The 16,171-nt window shown below is 59.3% G+C and carries 13 protein-coding genes, 4 tRNA genes and 1 pseudogene; 8 read left to right on the forward strand and 10 right to left on the reverse strand.

Annotation, left to right across the window (positions count from 1 at the left end; translation table 11 throughout):
- The first annotated feature begins 5 nt into the window (after nucleotides 1-5).
- The 3 genes from amrS (at nucleotide 6) to LOY50_RS20475 (ending at nucleotide 3,951) form a co-directional block, all read left to right on the forward strand.
- Nucleotides 6-1,490: an AmmeMemoRadiSam system radical SAM enzyme gene (gene amrS / locus LOY50_RS20465; RefSeq protein ID WP_027911508.1), complete on the forward strand. Its 1,485-nt coding sequence runs from the start codon at nucleotides 6-8 to the stop codon at nucleotides 1,488-1,490.
- A complete protein-coding gene (locus LOY50_RS20470; protein WP_258689050.1) occupies nucleotides 1,487-2,632 on the forward strand; it encodes a PLP-dependent aspartate aminotransferase family protein in 1,146 nt (381 codons plus the stop codon). The genes amrS and LOY50_RS20470 overlap by 4 nt, the downstream gene beginning before the upstream one ends.
- Nucleotides 2,633-2,694: 62 nt before the next feature.
- Nucleotides 2,695-3,951 carry a PLP-dependent aminotransferase family protein gene (locus LOY50_RS20475; RefSeq protein ID WP_258689051.1) on the forward strand — a complete coding sequence of 419 codons (1,257 nt, stop codon included), beginning with the start codon at nucleotides 2,695-2,697 and terminating at the stop codon, nucleotides 3,949-3,951.
- Nucleotides 3,952-4,019: 68 nt separating this feature from the next.
- Here the strand turns inward: LOY50_RS20475 and LOY50_RS20480 are convergent, their stop codons facing one another.
- The 5 genes from LOY50_RS20480 to LOY50_RS20500 form a co-directional block, all read right to left on the reverse strand.
- Nucleotides 4,020-4,652 carry a LysE family translocator gene (locus tag LOY50_RS20480; protein WP_214509682.1) on the reverse strand — a complete coding sequence of 211 codons (633 nt, stop codon included), beginning with the start codon at nucleotides 4,650-4,652 and terminating at the stop codon, nucleotides 4,020-4,022.
- 272 nt (nucleotides 4,653-4,924) lie between these two features.
- A tRNA-Gly gene (locus LOY50_RS20485) sits at nucleotides 4,925-5,000 on the reverse strand.
- Nucleotides 5,001-5,003: 3 nt separating this feature from the next.
- Nucleotides 5,004-5,079: transfer RNA gene (locus tag LOY50_RS20490), tRNA-Glu, on the reverse strand.
- Nucleotides 5,080-5,183: 104 nt separating this feature from the next.
- Nucleotides 5,184-5,259: transfer RNA gene (locus tag LOY50_RS20495), tRNA-Gly, on the reverse strand.
- 2 nt (nucleotides 5,260-5,261) lie between these two features.
- Nucleotides 5,262-5,337, reverse strand: a tRNA-Glu gene (locus LOY50_RS20500).
- 371 nt (nucleotides 5,338-5,708) lie between these two features.
- Between LOY50_RS20500 and LOY50_RS20505 the strand changes: the two genes are divergently transcribed.
- Nucleotides 5,709-6,467, forward strand: a complete 759-nt coding sequence (locus LOY50_RS20505) for a hypothetical protein (protein ID WP_253476929.1) — start codon at nucleotides 5,709-5,711, stop codon at nucleotides 6,465-6,467.
- Nucleotides 6,468-6,632: 165 nt separating this feature from the next.
- Here the strand turns inward: LOY50_RS20505 and LOY50_RS29190 are convergent, their stop codons facing one another.
- From LOY50_RS29190 to LOY50_RS20520, 4 genes and pseudogenes are all read right to left on the reverse strand, one after another.
- Complete coding sequence (locus LOY50_RS29190; RefSeq protein WP_371128556.1) at nucleotides 6,633-7,514, reverse strand: methyl-accepting chemotaxis protein; 882 nt, start codon at nucleotides 7,512-7,514, stop codon at nucleotides 6,633-6,635.
- A 27-nt stretch (nucleotides 7,515-7,541) separates the two neighbouring features.
- Nucleotides 7,542-8,600, reverse strand: a pseudogene (locus tag LOY50_RS29195) (methyl-accepting chemotaxis protein); the annotation flags it as partial.
- 110 nt (nucleotides 8,601-8,710) lie between these two features.
- Entirely contained in the window at nucleotides 8,711-10,093 is a 1,383-nt protein-coding gene (locus LOY50_RS20515; protein ID WP_258689053.1) for a PLP-dependent aminotransferase family protein, read from the reverse strand.
- A gap of 204 nt (nucleotides 10,094-10,297) precedes the next feature.
- Nucleotides 10,298-11,059, reverse strand: a complete 762-nt coding sequence (locus tag LOY50_RS20520) for an SDR family oxidoreductase (RefSeq protein ID WP_057451989.1) — start codon at nucleotides 11,057-11,059, stop codon at nucleotides 10,298-10,300.
- 226 nt (nucleotides 11,060-11,285) lie between these two features.
- On the opposite strand from LOY50_RS20520, the gene LOY50_RS20525 reads away from it, so the two are divergent.
- On the forward strand, nucleotides 11,286-12,290 hold the full coding sequence (locus tag LOY50_RS20525) for an NADP-dependent oxidoreductase (RefSeq protein ID WP_253476940.1): 1,005 nt from the start codon (nucleotides 11,286-11,288) through the stop codon (nucleotides 12,288-12,290).
- Between the two features lie 71 nt (nucleotides 12,291-12,361).
- Here LOY50_RS20525 and pyrF read toward each other — a convergent pair whose 3' ends face one another.
- Nucleotides 12,362-13,060 carry an orotidine-5'-phosphate decarboxylase gene (gene pyrF, locus LOY50_RS20530; RefSeq protein ID WP_214509677.1) on the reverse strand — a complete coding sequence of 233 codons (699 nt, stop codon included), beginning with the start codon at nucleotides 13,058-13,060 and terminating at the stop codon, nucleotides 12,362-12,364.
- A gap of 290 nt (nucleotides 13,061-13,350) precedes the next feature.
- On the opposite strand from pyrF, the gene LOY50_RS20535 reads away from it, so the two are divergent.
- From LOY50_RS20535 to xopAW, 3 genes are all read left to right on the forward strand, one after another.
- Nucleotides 13,351-14,109: a response regulator gene (locus LOY50_RS20535; protein ID WP_253476945.1), complete on the forward strand. Its 759-nt coding sequence runs from the start codon at nucleotides 13,351-13,353 to the stop codon at nucleotides 14,107-14,109.
- Nucleotides 14,109-15,152: a HAMP domain-containing sensor histidine kinase gene (locus tag LOY50_RS20540; protein WP_258689054.1), complete on the forward strand. Its 1,044-nt coding sequence runs from the start codon at nucleotides 14,109-14,111 to the stop codon at nucleotides 15,150-15,152. The genes LOY50_RS20535 and LOY50_RS20540 overlap by 1 nt, the downstream gene beginning before the upstream one ends.
- Before the next feature lie 221 nt (nucleotides 15,153-15,373).
- Nucleotides 15,374-16,102, forward strand: a complete 729-nt coding sequence (gene xopAW / locus LOY50_RS20545; RefSeq protein ID WP_258689055.1) for an EF-hand domain-containing protein — start codon at nucleotides 15,374-15,376, stop codon at nucleotides 16,100-16,102.
- Nucleotides 16,103-16,171: the final 69 nt, after the last annotated feature.

The raw sequence follows: 16,171 nt of genomic DNA on the forward strand, positions 1-16,171 counted from the left end.
GAAAGATGGACACTACAAAAAATAAGAACTGGACCTTGGAAAGCAGCCCGGCAAAACTGGAAGAAATACTTCCGGGGGGCGTCGTCAAGTGTCATCTCTCCCCACGAAACTGTGTCATACAGGAGGGCAAGGTAGGTTTTTGCAAAGTGCGCGGAAACCGCGGCGGCAGACTCGTTACATTGAACTACGGCAAAGGCGTTCACAGCACGGAAGAAACGATCGAGACCGAAGCCGTTTTCCACTTCGCCCCTGGAGAGCGGATCCTGTCCCTGGGCAATATCGGCTGCATGCTCAACTGCGGTTATTGCCACAACTGGAAGACCTCGCAAGCCAAGTACGTCACCGACAAAGACGTTTACTACTACACCCCTGAACAAGTTGTGGAAACCGCACTCAAGCACGGAATACGCGTCATTTCCTGGACGTATAACGATCCCGTTGTCTGGCATGAATTCATCCTCGACACGGCAAAGCTGGCCAAGGAAGCGGGCCTGATCAACCTGTATAAATCGGCGTTCTTTATCAGTGAAGAAGCCATTGATGAATTACTGCCGGTCATCGATATTTTCTCGATTTCGCTGAAATCCATTTCCCCGGAATACTACCGCAAGGTCACCACCGGCTGGGTAGAGCCAGTCCTGGCGGGTATCAAGAAGGTCTATGACGCCGGCAAATATGTCGAGGTCAGCACCTTGATGGTGACCGACATCAGCGACGACGAGGAAACGGCCCGGAAAATCAGCCAGTGGGTATTGGATGAGCTGGGCCCGAATGTGCCGCTGCACTTCGTCAGGTTCCACCCCGATTACAAAATGAGCAACAGCATCCGTACCCCTGTGGACCGGCTGCTGAAGGCTCGGGACGTTGCTCGGAGCATGGGCGTTGAGCATGTCTACCTGGGCAACGTGAATGACGTCGAGGGCACCAACACCAGCTGCAACAACTGTAACGCCCTGCTCGTCACCCGCTACGGTTTGAACGCTGAAATCATCGGGCTGGACAGCAAAGGCTGCTGCTCTCAATGCGGCCACGACGCGCATTTCAAATTACTCGGCGAGCATCAGGCAAACGCCCCTGTCGAGTTGCGCGAGGACGCGCTGAGCGCTTACGAGAAACGCAAGTTCGAGTGGCACGGGGACATCGTGTCGCTGCACGCCCAAGTGCTCAATACCGAAGACTTCGAACAGACCGTCTACCTGCGACGCAACTATACGGACGGGCACAACAGCGATTGGAAATCACTGACGCTGCGGCCACATGAAAGCTATCGATTCATTATTGCCAAGGCACGCATCGATGAAACCGGTCCTGAGGTCTGGCTGCCCAACGGGGTGAACTCGAACCTTCATGAAGTATTCGACAGGGCTCACTTCCCCACGGAATCGATTGAAGAAATTGGTATTTCGCAAAACGACATTACCCCGACCATTGGTTACGAGGGCAAGCAGAACATGTACGAACAGGTCATCAAACTGGTCAGCCAGGCATGAAAGTGTCCACTGAAATACTTCATATCAAGGTCGATGACCGGGACGCGCGTCCTTCGGTCACGCCTATTTATCAGTGCAGCGCCTTCAGCGCTGACTCGGCCTTCTTTTACTCAAGGAAGGCCAATCCCAACGTGAGTGAATTGGAACAGGTCGTCGCATCCCTGGAGGGCAGCGAATATGCCCTGGCCTACAGCACCGGGATGAGCGCCATCTACATGGTGTTGGAACTGTTGAAACCGGGTGCTTCACTGGTCATCAACAAATACATCTATGGCTGCTCTTATAAATTGTTCCAGCGGTATGCGGCACGTATCGGCGCAGACCTGACGATTCTAGATCTCACCACGGCAGACGGGTTGAAGGCATTGCCGGCGAACGTCGACATGGTCATTTTCGAAACACCGACCAATCCGTTCCTGAAAGACATTGATATTCATGCGGTCAGCCGGGCCGTCAAGCAAATCAACCCGCACGCGCTGGTAGTCGTTGACAATACCTGGGCCACGCCGATATTCCAGAAGCCGTTGAATTTTGGCGCCGACATTTCCCTGTACAGCGCAACCAAATACTTCTCTGGGCATAGCGATGTCATGGGCGGCCTGGTTCTGGTCAACAACGAGAAGATTTATAACCGCCTGCTTGAAGGCCGCTTTTATTCGGGCACGATATTAACCCCCAATAGCGCATGGTTGCTTCGCAGAAGCATGCAGACGTTCAACCTGCGCATGGAGAAACACAGCCAGACGACATCCAGCATGCTCAACTATCTGCGCGAGCTGCCTTTTATTGAGCATGTCTATTACCCACGCGTCGATGGCAAACAACTGACCGGTTATGGCGGCATTGTGTTTGTTGATATTCGGCCGGACCTGGTTCCCTTCTACAAAACGTTCACCAGCGCGCTCAAATGGTTTGGCACGGGCACTGGGATGGCCTGCGTGACATCAATGGTTGCCCAGCCCTTCAGTGGCAGCCATGCCTCGATGACGGATCGGGAAAAAGCGGACATGGGCATCGAGAAAGGCCTGGTTCGATTGTGCTTTGGCCTGGAGGACCTGGAAGACCTCAAGGAGGACCTGCTGCAAGCATTCGAAGCCACGCAGAGCAAGGTCGATCAAGAACGCTCACTCGATCCTGCGTAGCGGGTGTTGATCATGAGCAACGGGCCTTCAATGGCTCGTTGCTTTTTTTATGGAGAAGCGAAGTGTCCAGCGCATTCGAAAACACGATATTCGACGACCCCATCCTGAACGTCATCCACCTACTGAACTCCATTGCCCAAGAAAACCCGGAGGCCATTTCACTGGCCTCCGGTCGACCCGATGACGAGCAGTGCGACCCTTCGCTCATCGACAGGGGCCTGGCCCAATACAAGGATCACGTTGCCGGCACCGAACAGTCACTGGCGACGCTGCTTTGCCAATATGGAAAAACCTCTGGAATCATCAATGAAATAATCGCCAACCATTTGCAGGTGGATGAAGCGATCAACGTTTCCAACCCTGAAAGCATTGTGGTGTGCATGGGCTTTCAAGAAGCCTGCACCTTGACGCTCCTGTCCATTTTTGAAGGCGGTGGGGTTTTATTGGTACCTGACCCGGTGTTTTCCGGGATCACGGGCATCGCAAAATTGCTGGGGATAAAAGTAGCCCCCGTCCCCATGGCTGCCTTTCTTGATCCGATCGCCCTGCGCAGGCTCATCGAAGCACTGGAATCCAGAGGTGAAAGAATCAAGGCGCTTTATGCAATTGCGGACTTTAGCAATCCTACCGCCGACAGCCTTTCCCATGACAACAGGAGAGCCATGCTCTCCCTGGCCGATGAAAAGAACTTTTTCATCCTCGAAGACACCGCCTACCGTTACTTCAGGTACGACGGCGATGCCATTGCGTCCATGAAGTCCATCGACAGCCGTCGGGTGTTCTTGCTGGGCTCGTTTGCCAAATCGATTTTCCCGGGCTTGCGCATGGGCTATGTGGTCGCCCCAGAGGGCACGGGGGTCATGTCCTTCAGCGGCCGATTGAGCAAGGCCAAAAGCCTGATCACGGTGAATACCCCCGCTCTGTGCCAAGCGGTTGTCGCAGGCTTGCTGATCGAGCACGACTACTCGTTGAAAGGGCTGAACCAACCCAGGGTGTTGTCTTACACAAAGAAAAGAAATCACATGCTTGAATGCCTTGAGCGCGAATTCCCATTCAAGGTCGGCGCCCAAAGAGCGGTCAGCTGGAATCATCCGGCAGGCGGCTTCTTCATCAACGTGCAGCTGCCTTTCGCCTTTGGATATTCTGAAATGCGCGAATGCGCCAGGTTGTTCAAGGTGATTGTATTTCCCACCACCTTGTTTTCGCTGATGAATGAGGCCACCACCCAGGTCAGGCTGTCGTTCAGCAATGCAACCACCTCGCAAATCACCCAGGCGATAGGCCGTTTCAGGGCGTACGTCGAGTTCAAGCTGCAATAAAACGTCTGCGTGTATTGCAGGGGGAATACCAAGGCTTATGCCTCGCTCAGCGAGGCATAAGCTCCGGGTCAGGCTCCCGTGGCCAGCATGACGCCAGTGGCGACCTGGTAGGCCCCCAGGACGGTGATGGTTGCCCCTGAAAAGTAGTTGATCAGCCTTAGCTTTGATTCGGCAATCCGCGCCTTGAAAATGGAGGAGAACCCACTCAACCCCAGCCACCAGGCAGCCGAGCCCAGGAAGATACCGGTCACCATCGGCAGCAAGGCGTGCTGGCCGCCTTGGTCACTGGCCATACCATCACTCAACGCGGCAAATATCGCGATAAACGACAAGATGGTCATGGGGTTGGAAAGCGTCAGGAACAGCGTCGTCGAGTAGGCTTTGAACATGTTGGCACGCTCACCCGCCATGGCCGTCGAGCCGCCCTTCGATCGTATTGTCTGATAACCAATGTAGGCGAGGAACAACCCACCAAAAATACACAACCAGGGTTTAAAGCTGATGAGCGTCGCAATGATGGCGGTGACACCCAGGGCACCGATGAATCCATAGATCGAATCGGCTGTGGCCGCACCCAATCCCGTCGCGAAACCGGCTCTCCACCCAAGCATCAGACTTCGCTGTATGCACAACAGCCCAATGGGTCCCACAGGGGCTGCAATGCACAGCCCAATGACCATCGATTTAACGAATATCAGCATAAATGCATCTCCAGAAGGGGTACTGGAAGGTTAGGAGAAGTGCATTTCTTTAGGAATGAACTATTAATCTTACTAAGCGTTTTCCCTTAAATTTTGCAGGAAGTATTCTCCACTCCCCTTCAATATTAAGGAAAATCGTCGCCAGCCCCCTCATACAAGGCAAATCGCTGGTTAAAGGCCCTTGAGCGCCGGATACATAACCTTGGGCATTGAGATGGCTTTTTTACGCGCATAAAAAAACGCCGCTCATTTGAGCGGCGTTTTTTTGAATTTGGAGCGGGAAACGAGACTCGAACTCGCGACCCCGACCTTGGCAAGGTCGTGCTCTACCAACTGAGCTATTCCCGCAAATGGCGTCCCCTAGGGGACTCGAACCCCTGTTACCGCCGTGAAAGGGCGGTGTCCTAGGCCACTAGACGAAGGGGACACGCTGCCCGGAACACATGGTGTGTGTTCCAGTGCCCAGATCCGCCTCCGAAGATTTGGTTCTGGTTTCACTCAGCGCTTCCCGAAAGCAACGCTGTTTAAAATTGGAGCGGGAAACGAGACTCGAACTCGCGACCCCGACCTTGGCAAGGTCGTGCTCTACCAACTGAGCTATTCCCGCATTGGCGTCCCCTAGGGGACTCGAACCCCTGTTACCGCCGTGAAAGGGCGGTGTCCTAGGCCACTAGACGAAGGGGACACACGTACAACATTCACTGCTTAGAGCGTTTAGCTGAGTGCTTTACGCTGTAAGTGGCGCGCATTCTATGGATGGATTGAAGGGTCGTCAACCCCCAGATATAAATTTATTTAAATCAATGACTTCGCCCGGTTTGGGGGCAATCCGGACATTTTGTCCGCCCGGTCTCTGACGCCTATATTCTGTCAGCCGCCGAGACGCTATAGTCGCGCCCGGCAAATGATGGCAATGTGCATCCACCCGTTTATGCTTCCTATAAACAGCACGACGCCCGTCTAATCGCGTCGCTCGGGCCTATGCGCTTAAAAGCCAAGCCACTACACTGATGACATGCGTACCACAATAAAGAGGTCTTACCGGTGACACCACTCATGATCACCCTGCTCGTCGTAGCCGGGATCGCCCTGTTGATCGCCATTGGCTACATGAACCACGTGGTGGAAAACAACAAGCTGGAAAAGGCCCGCACCAAGGTAGAACTCAACGACCGCATGCGTCGCTGTGGCGAGCTCACCGAAACCTTCCCCGGGCAGTTGATGACCCCTGCCCTGAAGTTGTTGATGACGCGCCTTGAGATGAACGCCTGCCAGCGTTTGCTAAACCTGGACAAGACCAATTCCGCGGTCAAGGCACGCCTGGACGAATTGAGCGCACTGGCCGCCCAAGGTGAATCGATCCCGGTGAACAATCCACCGGCACCGATCCTGACAGAAGCCAAGGCCAAGGACGTACGTTTTCTGCTCGAGGCCTTGCACGGCCAGATCACTCGCGCCGCCCAGGACGGTTTCCTGCCGTCTAACGAAGCCAAGCGCTGGATTCGCGAAGTGCGGCACATCCTGGTACTGCTGCACATCGAGTTCTTCAACAACCTCGGCCAGCAAGCCCTGCAGCAAGAACAACCCGGGCAGGCCCGCCTGGCCTTCGAGCGCGGTGTGCAGTACCTGCGCAAGCAACAGGAACCCCAGGTCTACGCCGAACAACTGGCCTACCTGGAGAAACTCCTGGCCCGCGCCAATGCCCAGGTCCTGGCCAGTACCCAGCCGGTCGAAGGCGAGGTCAACCAGTTGACCGAAGGGCTGAAGGACGCCGAAGTCAACGACGAGTGGAAGAAGAAGAAGGTTTACGACTGAGATTACTTGGCTGGATCAAGCACCCTTGTGGCGAGGGTGCTTGCTCTCGCTGGGCCGGTCCGACGCCGCGGGCTTCGGGCGTAGCAGCTCTTTAATGCTGAGTGCTCCGCACTCAAACGGGAGCAAGCTCCCTCGCCACAGGGTATATGTCGAGCCACCACCGGCTCACAACTTGAAATGCCCCACCATCCCTTTCAGCTCAACCCCCAACTGCGCCAGCTCGATGCTGGAAGCGGCATTGCCGCGCATCGCCAGGGACGATTGATCGGCGCTGGCGCGAATGCTGGTGACACTGCGATTGATCTCCTCGGCCACCGAACTCTGCTGCTCGGCCGCCGCCGCGATCTGTTGGTTCATCTGTTGGATCAGCGATACCGCCGCCGCAATACTGCCCAAGGCGCTTTCGGTCTGCAGTGCATCGCTGACCGCCATCTTCACCAACTCGCCGCTGCTCTGGATCTGCTGCACGGAAGCTTGGGCCGCTGAACGCAGGGCACTCACCAGGCGCTCGATCTCCTCGGTGGACTGTTGCGTACGCCTGGCCAACGCCCGCACCTCATCGGCCACGACCGCAAAGCCCCTGCCCTGTTCCCCGGCCCGGGCCGCCTCGATAGCGGCATTGAGTGCCAACAGGTTGGTTTGCTCGGCCACGCTCTTGATCACACTCAGCACCGTGCCGATGTTCTGGATCTCGGCGCTGAGGCTCTCGATGCTGGAGCTGGCCGACGTGGCCGAATCGGCCAACTGCTCGATGCGCACCATGCTCTGCCGCACCACCTGCTGGCCACTTTCGACCTTGTCGTCGGCGGTCTGGGCCGCTTGTGCGGCTTCCTCGGCGTTGCGTGCCACATCATGCACAGTCGCCGTCATCTGGTTCATCGCCGTGGCAACCTGCTCGGTTTCCTCTTTCTGGCTGCTGACTTCCAGGTTGGTCTGTTCAGTCACGGCCGACAGCGATTGGGCCGAATTGGCCAACTGCTCGATGCCGGCCTGCAGGCCGCTGACGATACTGCTCAGCCCCGCGCCCATCTGTTGCATCGCCTGCATCAACTGACCAATTTCATCCCGGCGCGTCACCTCGACCGTGGCGCTCAAGTCACCCGACGCAATCTGCCGGGCCACGCGAATGACACTGCGCAGCGGCGTCACGATCAGCCGGGTTATGACCCACGCCGCGATCAATCCCACCAGCAACGCCAAGGCCGACGAACCGATGATCAGCAGCGAGTTTTTCTTCAGTTCGGTCTGCATGGCCTGGTCTTCGGCACTGAAGGCCTGGTCAACCCGCGCCACCACTTGGTCGGCCCGCTCGTGCAGTTGCTGGTAGACGACTTTTTCCTTCGCCAGCAGGCCGGTGTATTCGGCCAATTGTTCATTGAACCCGGCGATATGCCCGGCCACTTCATTCAGCACGGTCTGGTAACCCGGGTCCTTGACCGTGGTCTTGAGCACTTCGGCCTGTTTCATCGCCTGCTCGGCCTGTTCGATGCTGCCTTCTCCGGCGCCCTCGACATTGCCTTTGCGGCTCTGGTCCAGGCGGACCCGTGCTTCGTTCATGGCCTGCAACATCAAGCGTGATACTTCGCTGACCTGGTTGGCCTGCTCGATGAACTCGGCACCCTCCTTGCCCTCGGAATCTTTCAAGGTATAGGCGCCGTCATCCGCCAGCCCGGCCTGCAACACATCCAGGTTATTGGCGACGCTGGACACCGACCAACTGGCCATTTCCAGCGCCAGGTCCTTGCTCTGGCTCAACCCGACAAATTCGTCGAACGCCTTGCGATACGCGGCCAGCGCCTGCTCCACGTCGTTCATCACTGGCACGTTGGCAGCCGACTGCACCTTGAGTTCGTTCGCCTGGGCCACCAGCCCATCGACGCCCTGGCGCAGGGCGTCGGCCGTCTTGGGATCGGAGCGCGAGGCGTATTCCTGCTCCAGCAGCCTGACCTTGAGCAACCCGCTGTTGAGGGAGGACATCTGTTTCAGGCCATCGAAGCGATAGCTGATGGTCTGCAGGGACCAGACACCGATGGCCGCGACCACTGCGGTCAGCAACAGCACCAGGACAAATCCGATACCCAGTTTCTTTGCCATACCGAGGTTGGCAAAACGTCCTTGCACGGCCGAAATCATTGCGCTCAGTCCTCTGCCAGCGTGTGTTGATTGCAGATTCGCAACGAGACGCCCTGCAACACAAGATGCTGGCGTCGGAATAATGGCAAAAAGCTACAGCCGCGTCGTTTTCAGGACACTAGAGGTCGATCCAGAGCCGCGGCCCGGAAGAACGCCAGCGCCCTGGGGTCACGGGCATACGCCACGTTGATCCGTAGCCAGTCGCTGTCGGCGCCCGAAGGGCTGAACGCGGTACGCGAAGACAACAGCACGCCGAACCGCCTGGCCAGACGTTGTACTCCAGCGTAGTCACACAATGGCGGTCTTGCCCAGATGAAAAGCCCGCCGACCGGTTTGCCAAAGACCTCCCAGTCGGCGTCTTCCAGTACCTGCAACAGCGCCGCCATATCGGCACCCAGACGCTGCCGCTGGCGCTGGACCAGCTTGCGATAGGCACCATTGGCCAGGAGGCAGGCAAGGACCGACTCACAGAACCGCGAGCCACCCATGCTGGTAATGCCCTTGACCTCGCTCAGGCGCGCGATGATGGAAGGCCCGGCCACCACGAAACCGACGCGCAACGAACTGCTCAGGGTTTTCGAGAAGCTGCCCACGTAGACCACCTCCGGATCCAGTGCCGCCAGCCGGGTCCGTGCCGAGCTCTGGAAATCGCCATAGGCATCGTCTTCGATCACCAGTACGCCGTGTTCCTTCGTTAATTGCAGCAGCCGTTGAGCGACGGCCGGAGCCAGGCTGGTGCCGGTCGGGTTATGGCAGGCGCTGTTGACGAACAGCGCAGTGGGCCGGTGCATCGCCAGCAGGTCTTGCAGCGCGTCGACGTCCGGGCCGCGCGGGGTCCTGGGTAGTTCGATCATGTCGATGTCGTGCAACCTGAGCAGGTCGAACAGGCTTGAATAGCCGGGGCTCTCCACGACCACGCAGGAACCCGGCGGCAACAGTGTCCGTACGATCAGGTCCAGCCCGTGGGTCGCTCCGGTGGTGGTCAGGATCAGGTCTTTATCGGCCTCGATATTGAATTGTTTCAAGCGCCTGGATAGTTGCTCACGCAGGGCAGGCAGCCCCAACGACGTGCTGTAGTTGAACAATCCCGCCATGTCGGTGCGAGTGACCTGACGGATCGCATAGCCCAAGTCATCGCTTTCACGCCAGCTCTCGGGCAGCCCGCCACACCCCAGCTTCAATTCCCATTGCGAGCTGTCGCCCCCGTCGGTGAACGTGTCTTGCTGTCGATTCTGATCGGTGGGCTCGGGCGGAGGGGGTGGGGCGACAAAAAAGCTGGAACCATGGCGGGACGCCAACAGGCCTTGGGCGACCAGGCGTTCACACGCCTCATTGACGCTGGACTGGCTGAGCAGGTTCTCCCGCGCCAGTTGGCGCACGGATGGCAGCCGAGTTCCCGGTTGCACCGCATCCTGTCGGATCCAGCCGGTCAGCGCGTCAACGATTTGCTGCACGACAGGCACCAGGGCCTGTCGGTCGATTCTCAACTCCATGAGTAACCAAGCTCCTAAGCGTTTGTTTTATTTCCGGAAACAGTTAAGCACAGGCCGCTACGGGACGATGTACGACAACGTCGCCAAAACCATCGATTCTCACCCTTTGAAACACATTGAGGGCCGTTCCGAGGTTTTTTCGGCCTCACACGAAAAAGCCCGCAACCAGTGCGGGCTTCGTCCTACAAGCTAATGGGCACGCCCTCAGAACGCTGTGACGCCGCCGTCCACCGCCAGGGAATGGCCCGTGGTGAAAGCCGCCCCGTCGCTGCACAAATACAGCACGGCGCTGGCGATCTCCTCGACTTTGCCGATACGCCCCACCGGGTGCATGGCATTGGCGAACTCGCCCTTTTTCGGGTCTGCTTCATAGGCACGACGGAACATGTCGGTGTCGATCACCGCCGGACAGACTGCATTGACGCGGATTTTCTTCTTGGCGTATTCGATGGCGGCCGATTTGGTCAGGCCGATCACGGCATGCTTGGACGCCGCATAGATGCTCATCTTCGGCGCTGCCCCCAGGCCCGCCACCGAGGCGGTGTTGACGATCGCCCCGCCACCCTGGGCCAGCAGCAATGGCAGTTGGTATTTCATGCACAGCCAGACGCCCTTCACATTGACCCCCATGATCGCGTCGAACTCATCGAGGGTACCGTCGGCCAACTTGCCCTTCTCGATCTCGATCCCGGCGTTGTTGAAGGCGTAGTCAAGGCGACCGTAGGTCTTGATCACTTCGTCCATCAGTTGCTGCACATCGTTTTCCAGCGTCACGTTGCAGCGCACGAACACCGCTTCGCCGCCCGAATCACGAATCGACTGCACCGTGCCCTCGCCGCCCGCCACGTCCAGGTCGGCCACCACCACTTTCAGGCCCTCTGCCGCGAACGCCAAGGCAGTGGCCCGGCCGATACCAGCGGCAGCGCCGGTAACCACGGCGACCTGTCCGGAAAACGTCATGCTCATTGTCTGTTCCTCGAAGAATGCGGGAGATGCCGCCAGTCTAGTCACAGGTCCCGAGGGCGCGGCAGCACTATCCAACTGCCGTTTGAGCACTCATGGGCGCCAGTGATAAGGCCCCCAGGCGAACTATCACTGTGTTGGATCGAACTGCATTCGCTATGTCAGCAAACCTTGCGACAAGCGCTTCGAAGGTCTATCAACAAGGCTTCATTCATCTTGAGTGCCCGCCATGACTGCCCAGACCAATCGCCAGTTCCTGCTCGCCAAACGCCCGATAGGCGCGGCGACCCGCGAGACTTTCACCTATCAGCAAGTACCGGTCGGCGAACCGGCAGCCGGCCAGATCCTGGTGAAAAACGAATACCTGTCCCTGGACCCGGCCATGCGCGGCTGGATGAACGAGGGCAAGTCCTATATCCCGCCGGTCGGCATCGGCGAAGTGATGCGGGCATTGGGTGTCGGCCAGGTAATTGCCTCCAACAACCCGGGGTTCGCAGTCGGGGACTACGTAAACGGTGCGCTGGGGGTGCAGGATTATTTCCTCGGCGAGCCAAGAGGTTTCTATAAGGTCGATCCGAAACTGGCACCGCTGCCACGTTATTTGTCCGCACTGGGCATGACAGGCATGACCGCCTATTTCGCCCTGCTGGACGTCGGCGCGCCCAAGGCTGGCGAGACCGTGGTGCTCTCCGGTGCCGCCGGTGCGGTGGGCAGCATCGCCGGGCAGATCGCCAAGATCAAAGGCTGTCGCGTGGTGGGCATCGCCGGCGGGGCCGACAAATGCAAATTCCTGGTCGATGAACTGGGCTTCGACGGTGCCATCGACTACAAGAACGAAGACGTCCACGCAGGCCTCAAGCGCGAATGCCCCAAGGGCGTGGATGTGTATTTCGACAACGTCGGGGGCGACATCCTCGATGCCGTGCTCAGTCGCTTGAACCTCAAGGCCCGCGTGGTAATTTGCGGCGCAATCAGCCAGTACAACAATAAAGAAGCGGTAAAGGGTCCCGCCAACTACCTGTCGCTGCTGGTCAATCGGGCGCGCATGGAAGGCTTCGTGGTCATGGACTACGCCGCGCAGTTCGCCGCCGCCGGGCAGGAAATGGCCGGCTGGATGGCCAAGGGGCAGCTCAAGAGCAAGGAAGACATTGTCGAAGGCCTGGAGACATTTCCCGAGACACTGACCAAATTGTTCAGTGGGGAGAACTTCGGGAAGCTAGTGCTCAAGGTCTGACACAAAACCACTGTGGGAGCGAGCTCGCTCCCACAGATTCACTCCCACACCAAGGGATCTTCGGGGTCAGGTCAGGCCAGTTCGGCCACGACCGCCGCCAGCGCCTTGGCCGGATCGGCGGCCTGGCTGATCGGACGGCCGATCACCAGGTAATCGGAACCGGCGTCCAGCGCCTGGCGCGGAGTCAGGATGCGACGCTGGTCGTCCTGGGCGCTGCCCGTCGGACGAATCCCCGGCGTCACGAGTTGCAGCGACGGGTGAGCCGCTTTCAGGGCGCTGGCCTCCAGGGCCGAACAGACCAGACCGTCCAGGCCGGCCTTCTGCGCCAGCGCCGCCAACCGCAGCACCTGCTCCTGGGGCTCGACGTCCAGGCCGATCCCGGCCAGATCCTCGCGCTCCATGCTGGTCAGCACGGTCACGCCGATCAGCAACGGTTTCGGGCCGCTGCGCTGATCCAGCACTTCACGGCAGGCCGCCATCATGCGCAGGCCACCGGAGCAATGCACGTTGACCATCCACACGCCCATCTCCGCAGCCGCCTTGACGGCCATGGCGGTGGTGTTGGGAATATCGTGGAACTTCAGGTCCAGGAACACTTCGAAACCCTTGTCGCGCAGGGTCCCGACAATTTCCGAAGCACAACTGGTGAACAGTTCCTTGCCGACTTTGACCCGGCAAAGCTTGGGGTCCAACTGGTCGGCCAGCTTCAGGGCGGCGTCACGGGTGGGAAAATCCAGGGCGACGATAATGGGCGTCTGGCAGGCGGACATGAGCGGGCTCTCAGGCAAGTCGAAATCGGCGCGCATTGTAGCGGAACGAGCGCCCGTGCGGGACCCGATGATCGGTAAATCTCATCATCCCCCCAGCAGCATGGACGATACCGGCCTTTGTGTCGAAGCCGATACATTCATGACATGCGTACAACACGTCGACACGCTACCGTCCGCCGCCGCAACCCGTCCTTTCAGCGCTTCACGCCTCGCGGCACGAAGCCTATGCTGAGGGCTCAACCTCGCCGCCTGCTTTGCGGTTGGCAGCCTACCTGGCAGATGATGCATCCATGCAGAACACCCCTGTTGCAAATTCTGGCGATCAAAAAGTACCCGACGATGACAAGCGCTGGAACACCCGCGCGCTGATCGTCGATGACGACGTGCCGATCCGCGAGCTGCTGGTCGATTACCTGGCCCGCTTCAGCATACGCGCCAGCGGCGTGACCGATGGCGCGGCCATGCGCCAGGCAATGCAGGCCGAGCACTTCGACGTGATCGTGCTCGACCTGATGCTGCCAGGTGAAGATGGCTTGCAGTTGTGCCGCTGGCTGCGCGCCGAATCGGACATCCCGATCCTGATGCTCACCGCCCGCTGCGAGCCCACCGACCGCATCATCGGCCTGGAGCTGGGCGCCGATGACTACATGGCCAAGCCGTTCGAACCCAGGGAGCTGGTGGCGCGTATCCAGACCATCCTGCGCCGGGTGCGCGACGACCGCAGCGAGCAGCGGGCCAATATCCGTTTCGACAACTGGCGACTCAACAGCGTGCTGCGCCAACTGATCTCCGCCGATGGGCTGGTGGTGCCGCTGTCCAATGCCGAGTTCCGCCTGTTGTGGGTCTTCATCGAACGGCCACGCCGAGTGCTCAGCCGCGAACAGCTGCTGGACGCGGCTCGCGGGCGCTCCATCGAGGCCTTCGACCGCAGCATCGACCTGCTTGTATCACGCCTGCGCCAGAAGCTGGGCGACGACCCCAAGGCCCCGCAACTGATCAAGACCGTGCGCGGTGAGGGCTATTTGTTCGACGCGCGGGACATCGGTTGATGCAACTGCGCCTCGACTCCCTGTTCGGCCGCCTGTTTGGCGTGCTGTTGCTGGCGATTGTCCTGGCGCATCTGTTGGCGTTTGCCTGGTTTTCTCACTACGACAGGCCGCCTCCCGGGCCGCCACCGGGATTTTCCCGACAAGCCGAAGGCCCCCCGCGCTTCGGCCCGCCCCCTAACCGTCCAGCGCGCCCCTGGTTCGGCGGGCCGGTGGTGCCGCTGACCTTTCAATTCGTGTTCCTGATCGTCGCGGCCTGGTACGGCGCCAAGCTCCTGACCCGACCCATCCAGCGCCTGAGCGATGCAGCCGAGCGCTTGAGCGAAAACCTCGACAGCCCGCCGCTGGATGAAAACGGCCCCCGTGAGGCGCGACAGGCAGCCCATACGTTCAACCTGATGCAGCAACGGATTCTTGAGCAGGTGCAGCAGCGTTCGCGCATGCTCGGCGCGGTGTCCCATGACCTGCGCACGCCGCTGTCGCGGCTCAAGCTGCGCCTGGAGCAGATTGATGACATCAAGCTGCAAGGCCAGATGCGTCAGGATCTAGACGACATGATCGGCATGCTCGACGCCACCCTCACCTACTTGCACGAACAGCGCACCAGTGAAGCGCTGCAATGGATGGACGTGCAGGCCTTGGTGGAGTCGTTGAGCGAAAACGCTCAGGACCAGGGCGCCGATGTGCAGGTCAGCGGTACCTGCGCGCCGCTGCAGGTGCAACCGATGGCGCTGCGTTCGTGCCTCAACAACCTCATCGACAATGCCCTGCGCTACGCCGGCCATGCCTTGATTAGCCTGGAAGACCAACACAAGCAGGTGCTGATTCGAGTCATCGACCATGGTCCCGGTATTGCGGCGGACAAACGCGAGGCGGTGTTCGAGCCGTTCTTTCGCCTGGAAGGCTCGCGCAACCGCAACTCCGGCGGCGTCGGCCTGGGCATGACCATCGCCCGGGAAGCCAGCGAACGCCTGGGCGGGCAATTGACCCTGGAAGAGACACCGGGGGGTGGGTTGACGGCGGTGATCAGCCTGCCTCGTCTCTAAGCCTTCTTATCTTCCCTGTGGGAGCGAGCTTGCTCGCGATGGCGGTGTATCAGTCCACCTTGATGTGCCTGACAGGCCGCTATCGCGAGCAAGCTCGCTCCCACAGGGGCGAACGCTGTGTATTTCTCTCGGTACAAACTCCACACACCCACGACAACTGCCCCGCCGAGGCTGCATAAGCCGGTGCACCCACCGGCTATCCCAGCCCAAGGAGAGCGCCCATGATTGGTAGCGTCAGCAGTTACTCGACCTATACCAGCACCAGCAGTACCACCACCAGCAGTGCCCGCAGCCAGCAGTTTCAAAAGGAACTGCTGAGCAAGCTCGACAGCGACGGCGACGGTTCGGTCAATCAGGAAGAGTTGAGCAGCGCCCTGTCGCAAAAAAGCGACGATGGCATCCTGGTCAGCCTGAGCGACAACTTTAGCGACCTGGACAGTGACGGCAGTGGTGACCTGAGCAGCGAGGAAATGGCCGCGATGGCACCGCCGCCTCCGCCGCCACGGGACCAGGCGCCGAATACCGAACTGGCCGATGCGCTGCTCAGCGCCCTGGACGCCGACGGTGACGGCGTGGTCAGCAGCGATGAGTTGAGCAACGGCCTGGCCAGCACTGGCAGCGATGCCGACAGCCAGCAAGTGTTCTCGGCGTTGGACAAGAATGAAGACGGCACTGTCAGCCTCGACGAACTCGCCGCCAGCCTTGCGCCACCGCCACCACCGCAACAGGCCTCCAGTGAAGAGCTGTTCAGCCAGCTCGATGCCGATGGCGACGCCACCGTCACCGCCAGCGAACTGAGCAGCGCCTTGCAGGCCGGTCGCCGCAGCGACAGCTCCACCGAACAGGCCAATGTCAGCGAAGCGTTGAACAGAATGATCGCCAACCTCAGCCGGCAATACTCGCTGGATAACGTCGCCACTGTAGGGAAACACCTGAACGTGGCGACCTGATTCACTCGAACCTGGCCCTTCGGGCGCCAGGTTGGCGGTTGATGGGTCGACAATAACCCTGTGGCGAGG

Source organism: Pseudomonas sp. B21-010, assembly GCF_024749325.1.
Classification (GTDB): Bacteria; Pseudomonadota; Gammaproteobacteria; order Pseudomonadales; family Pseudomonadaceae; genus Aquipseudomonas; species Aquipseudomonas kilonensis.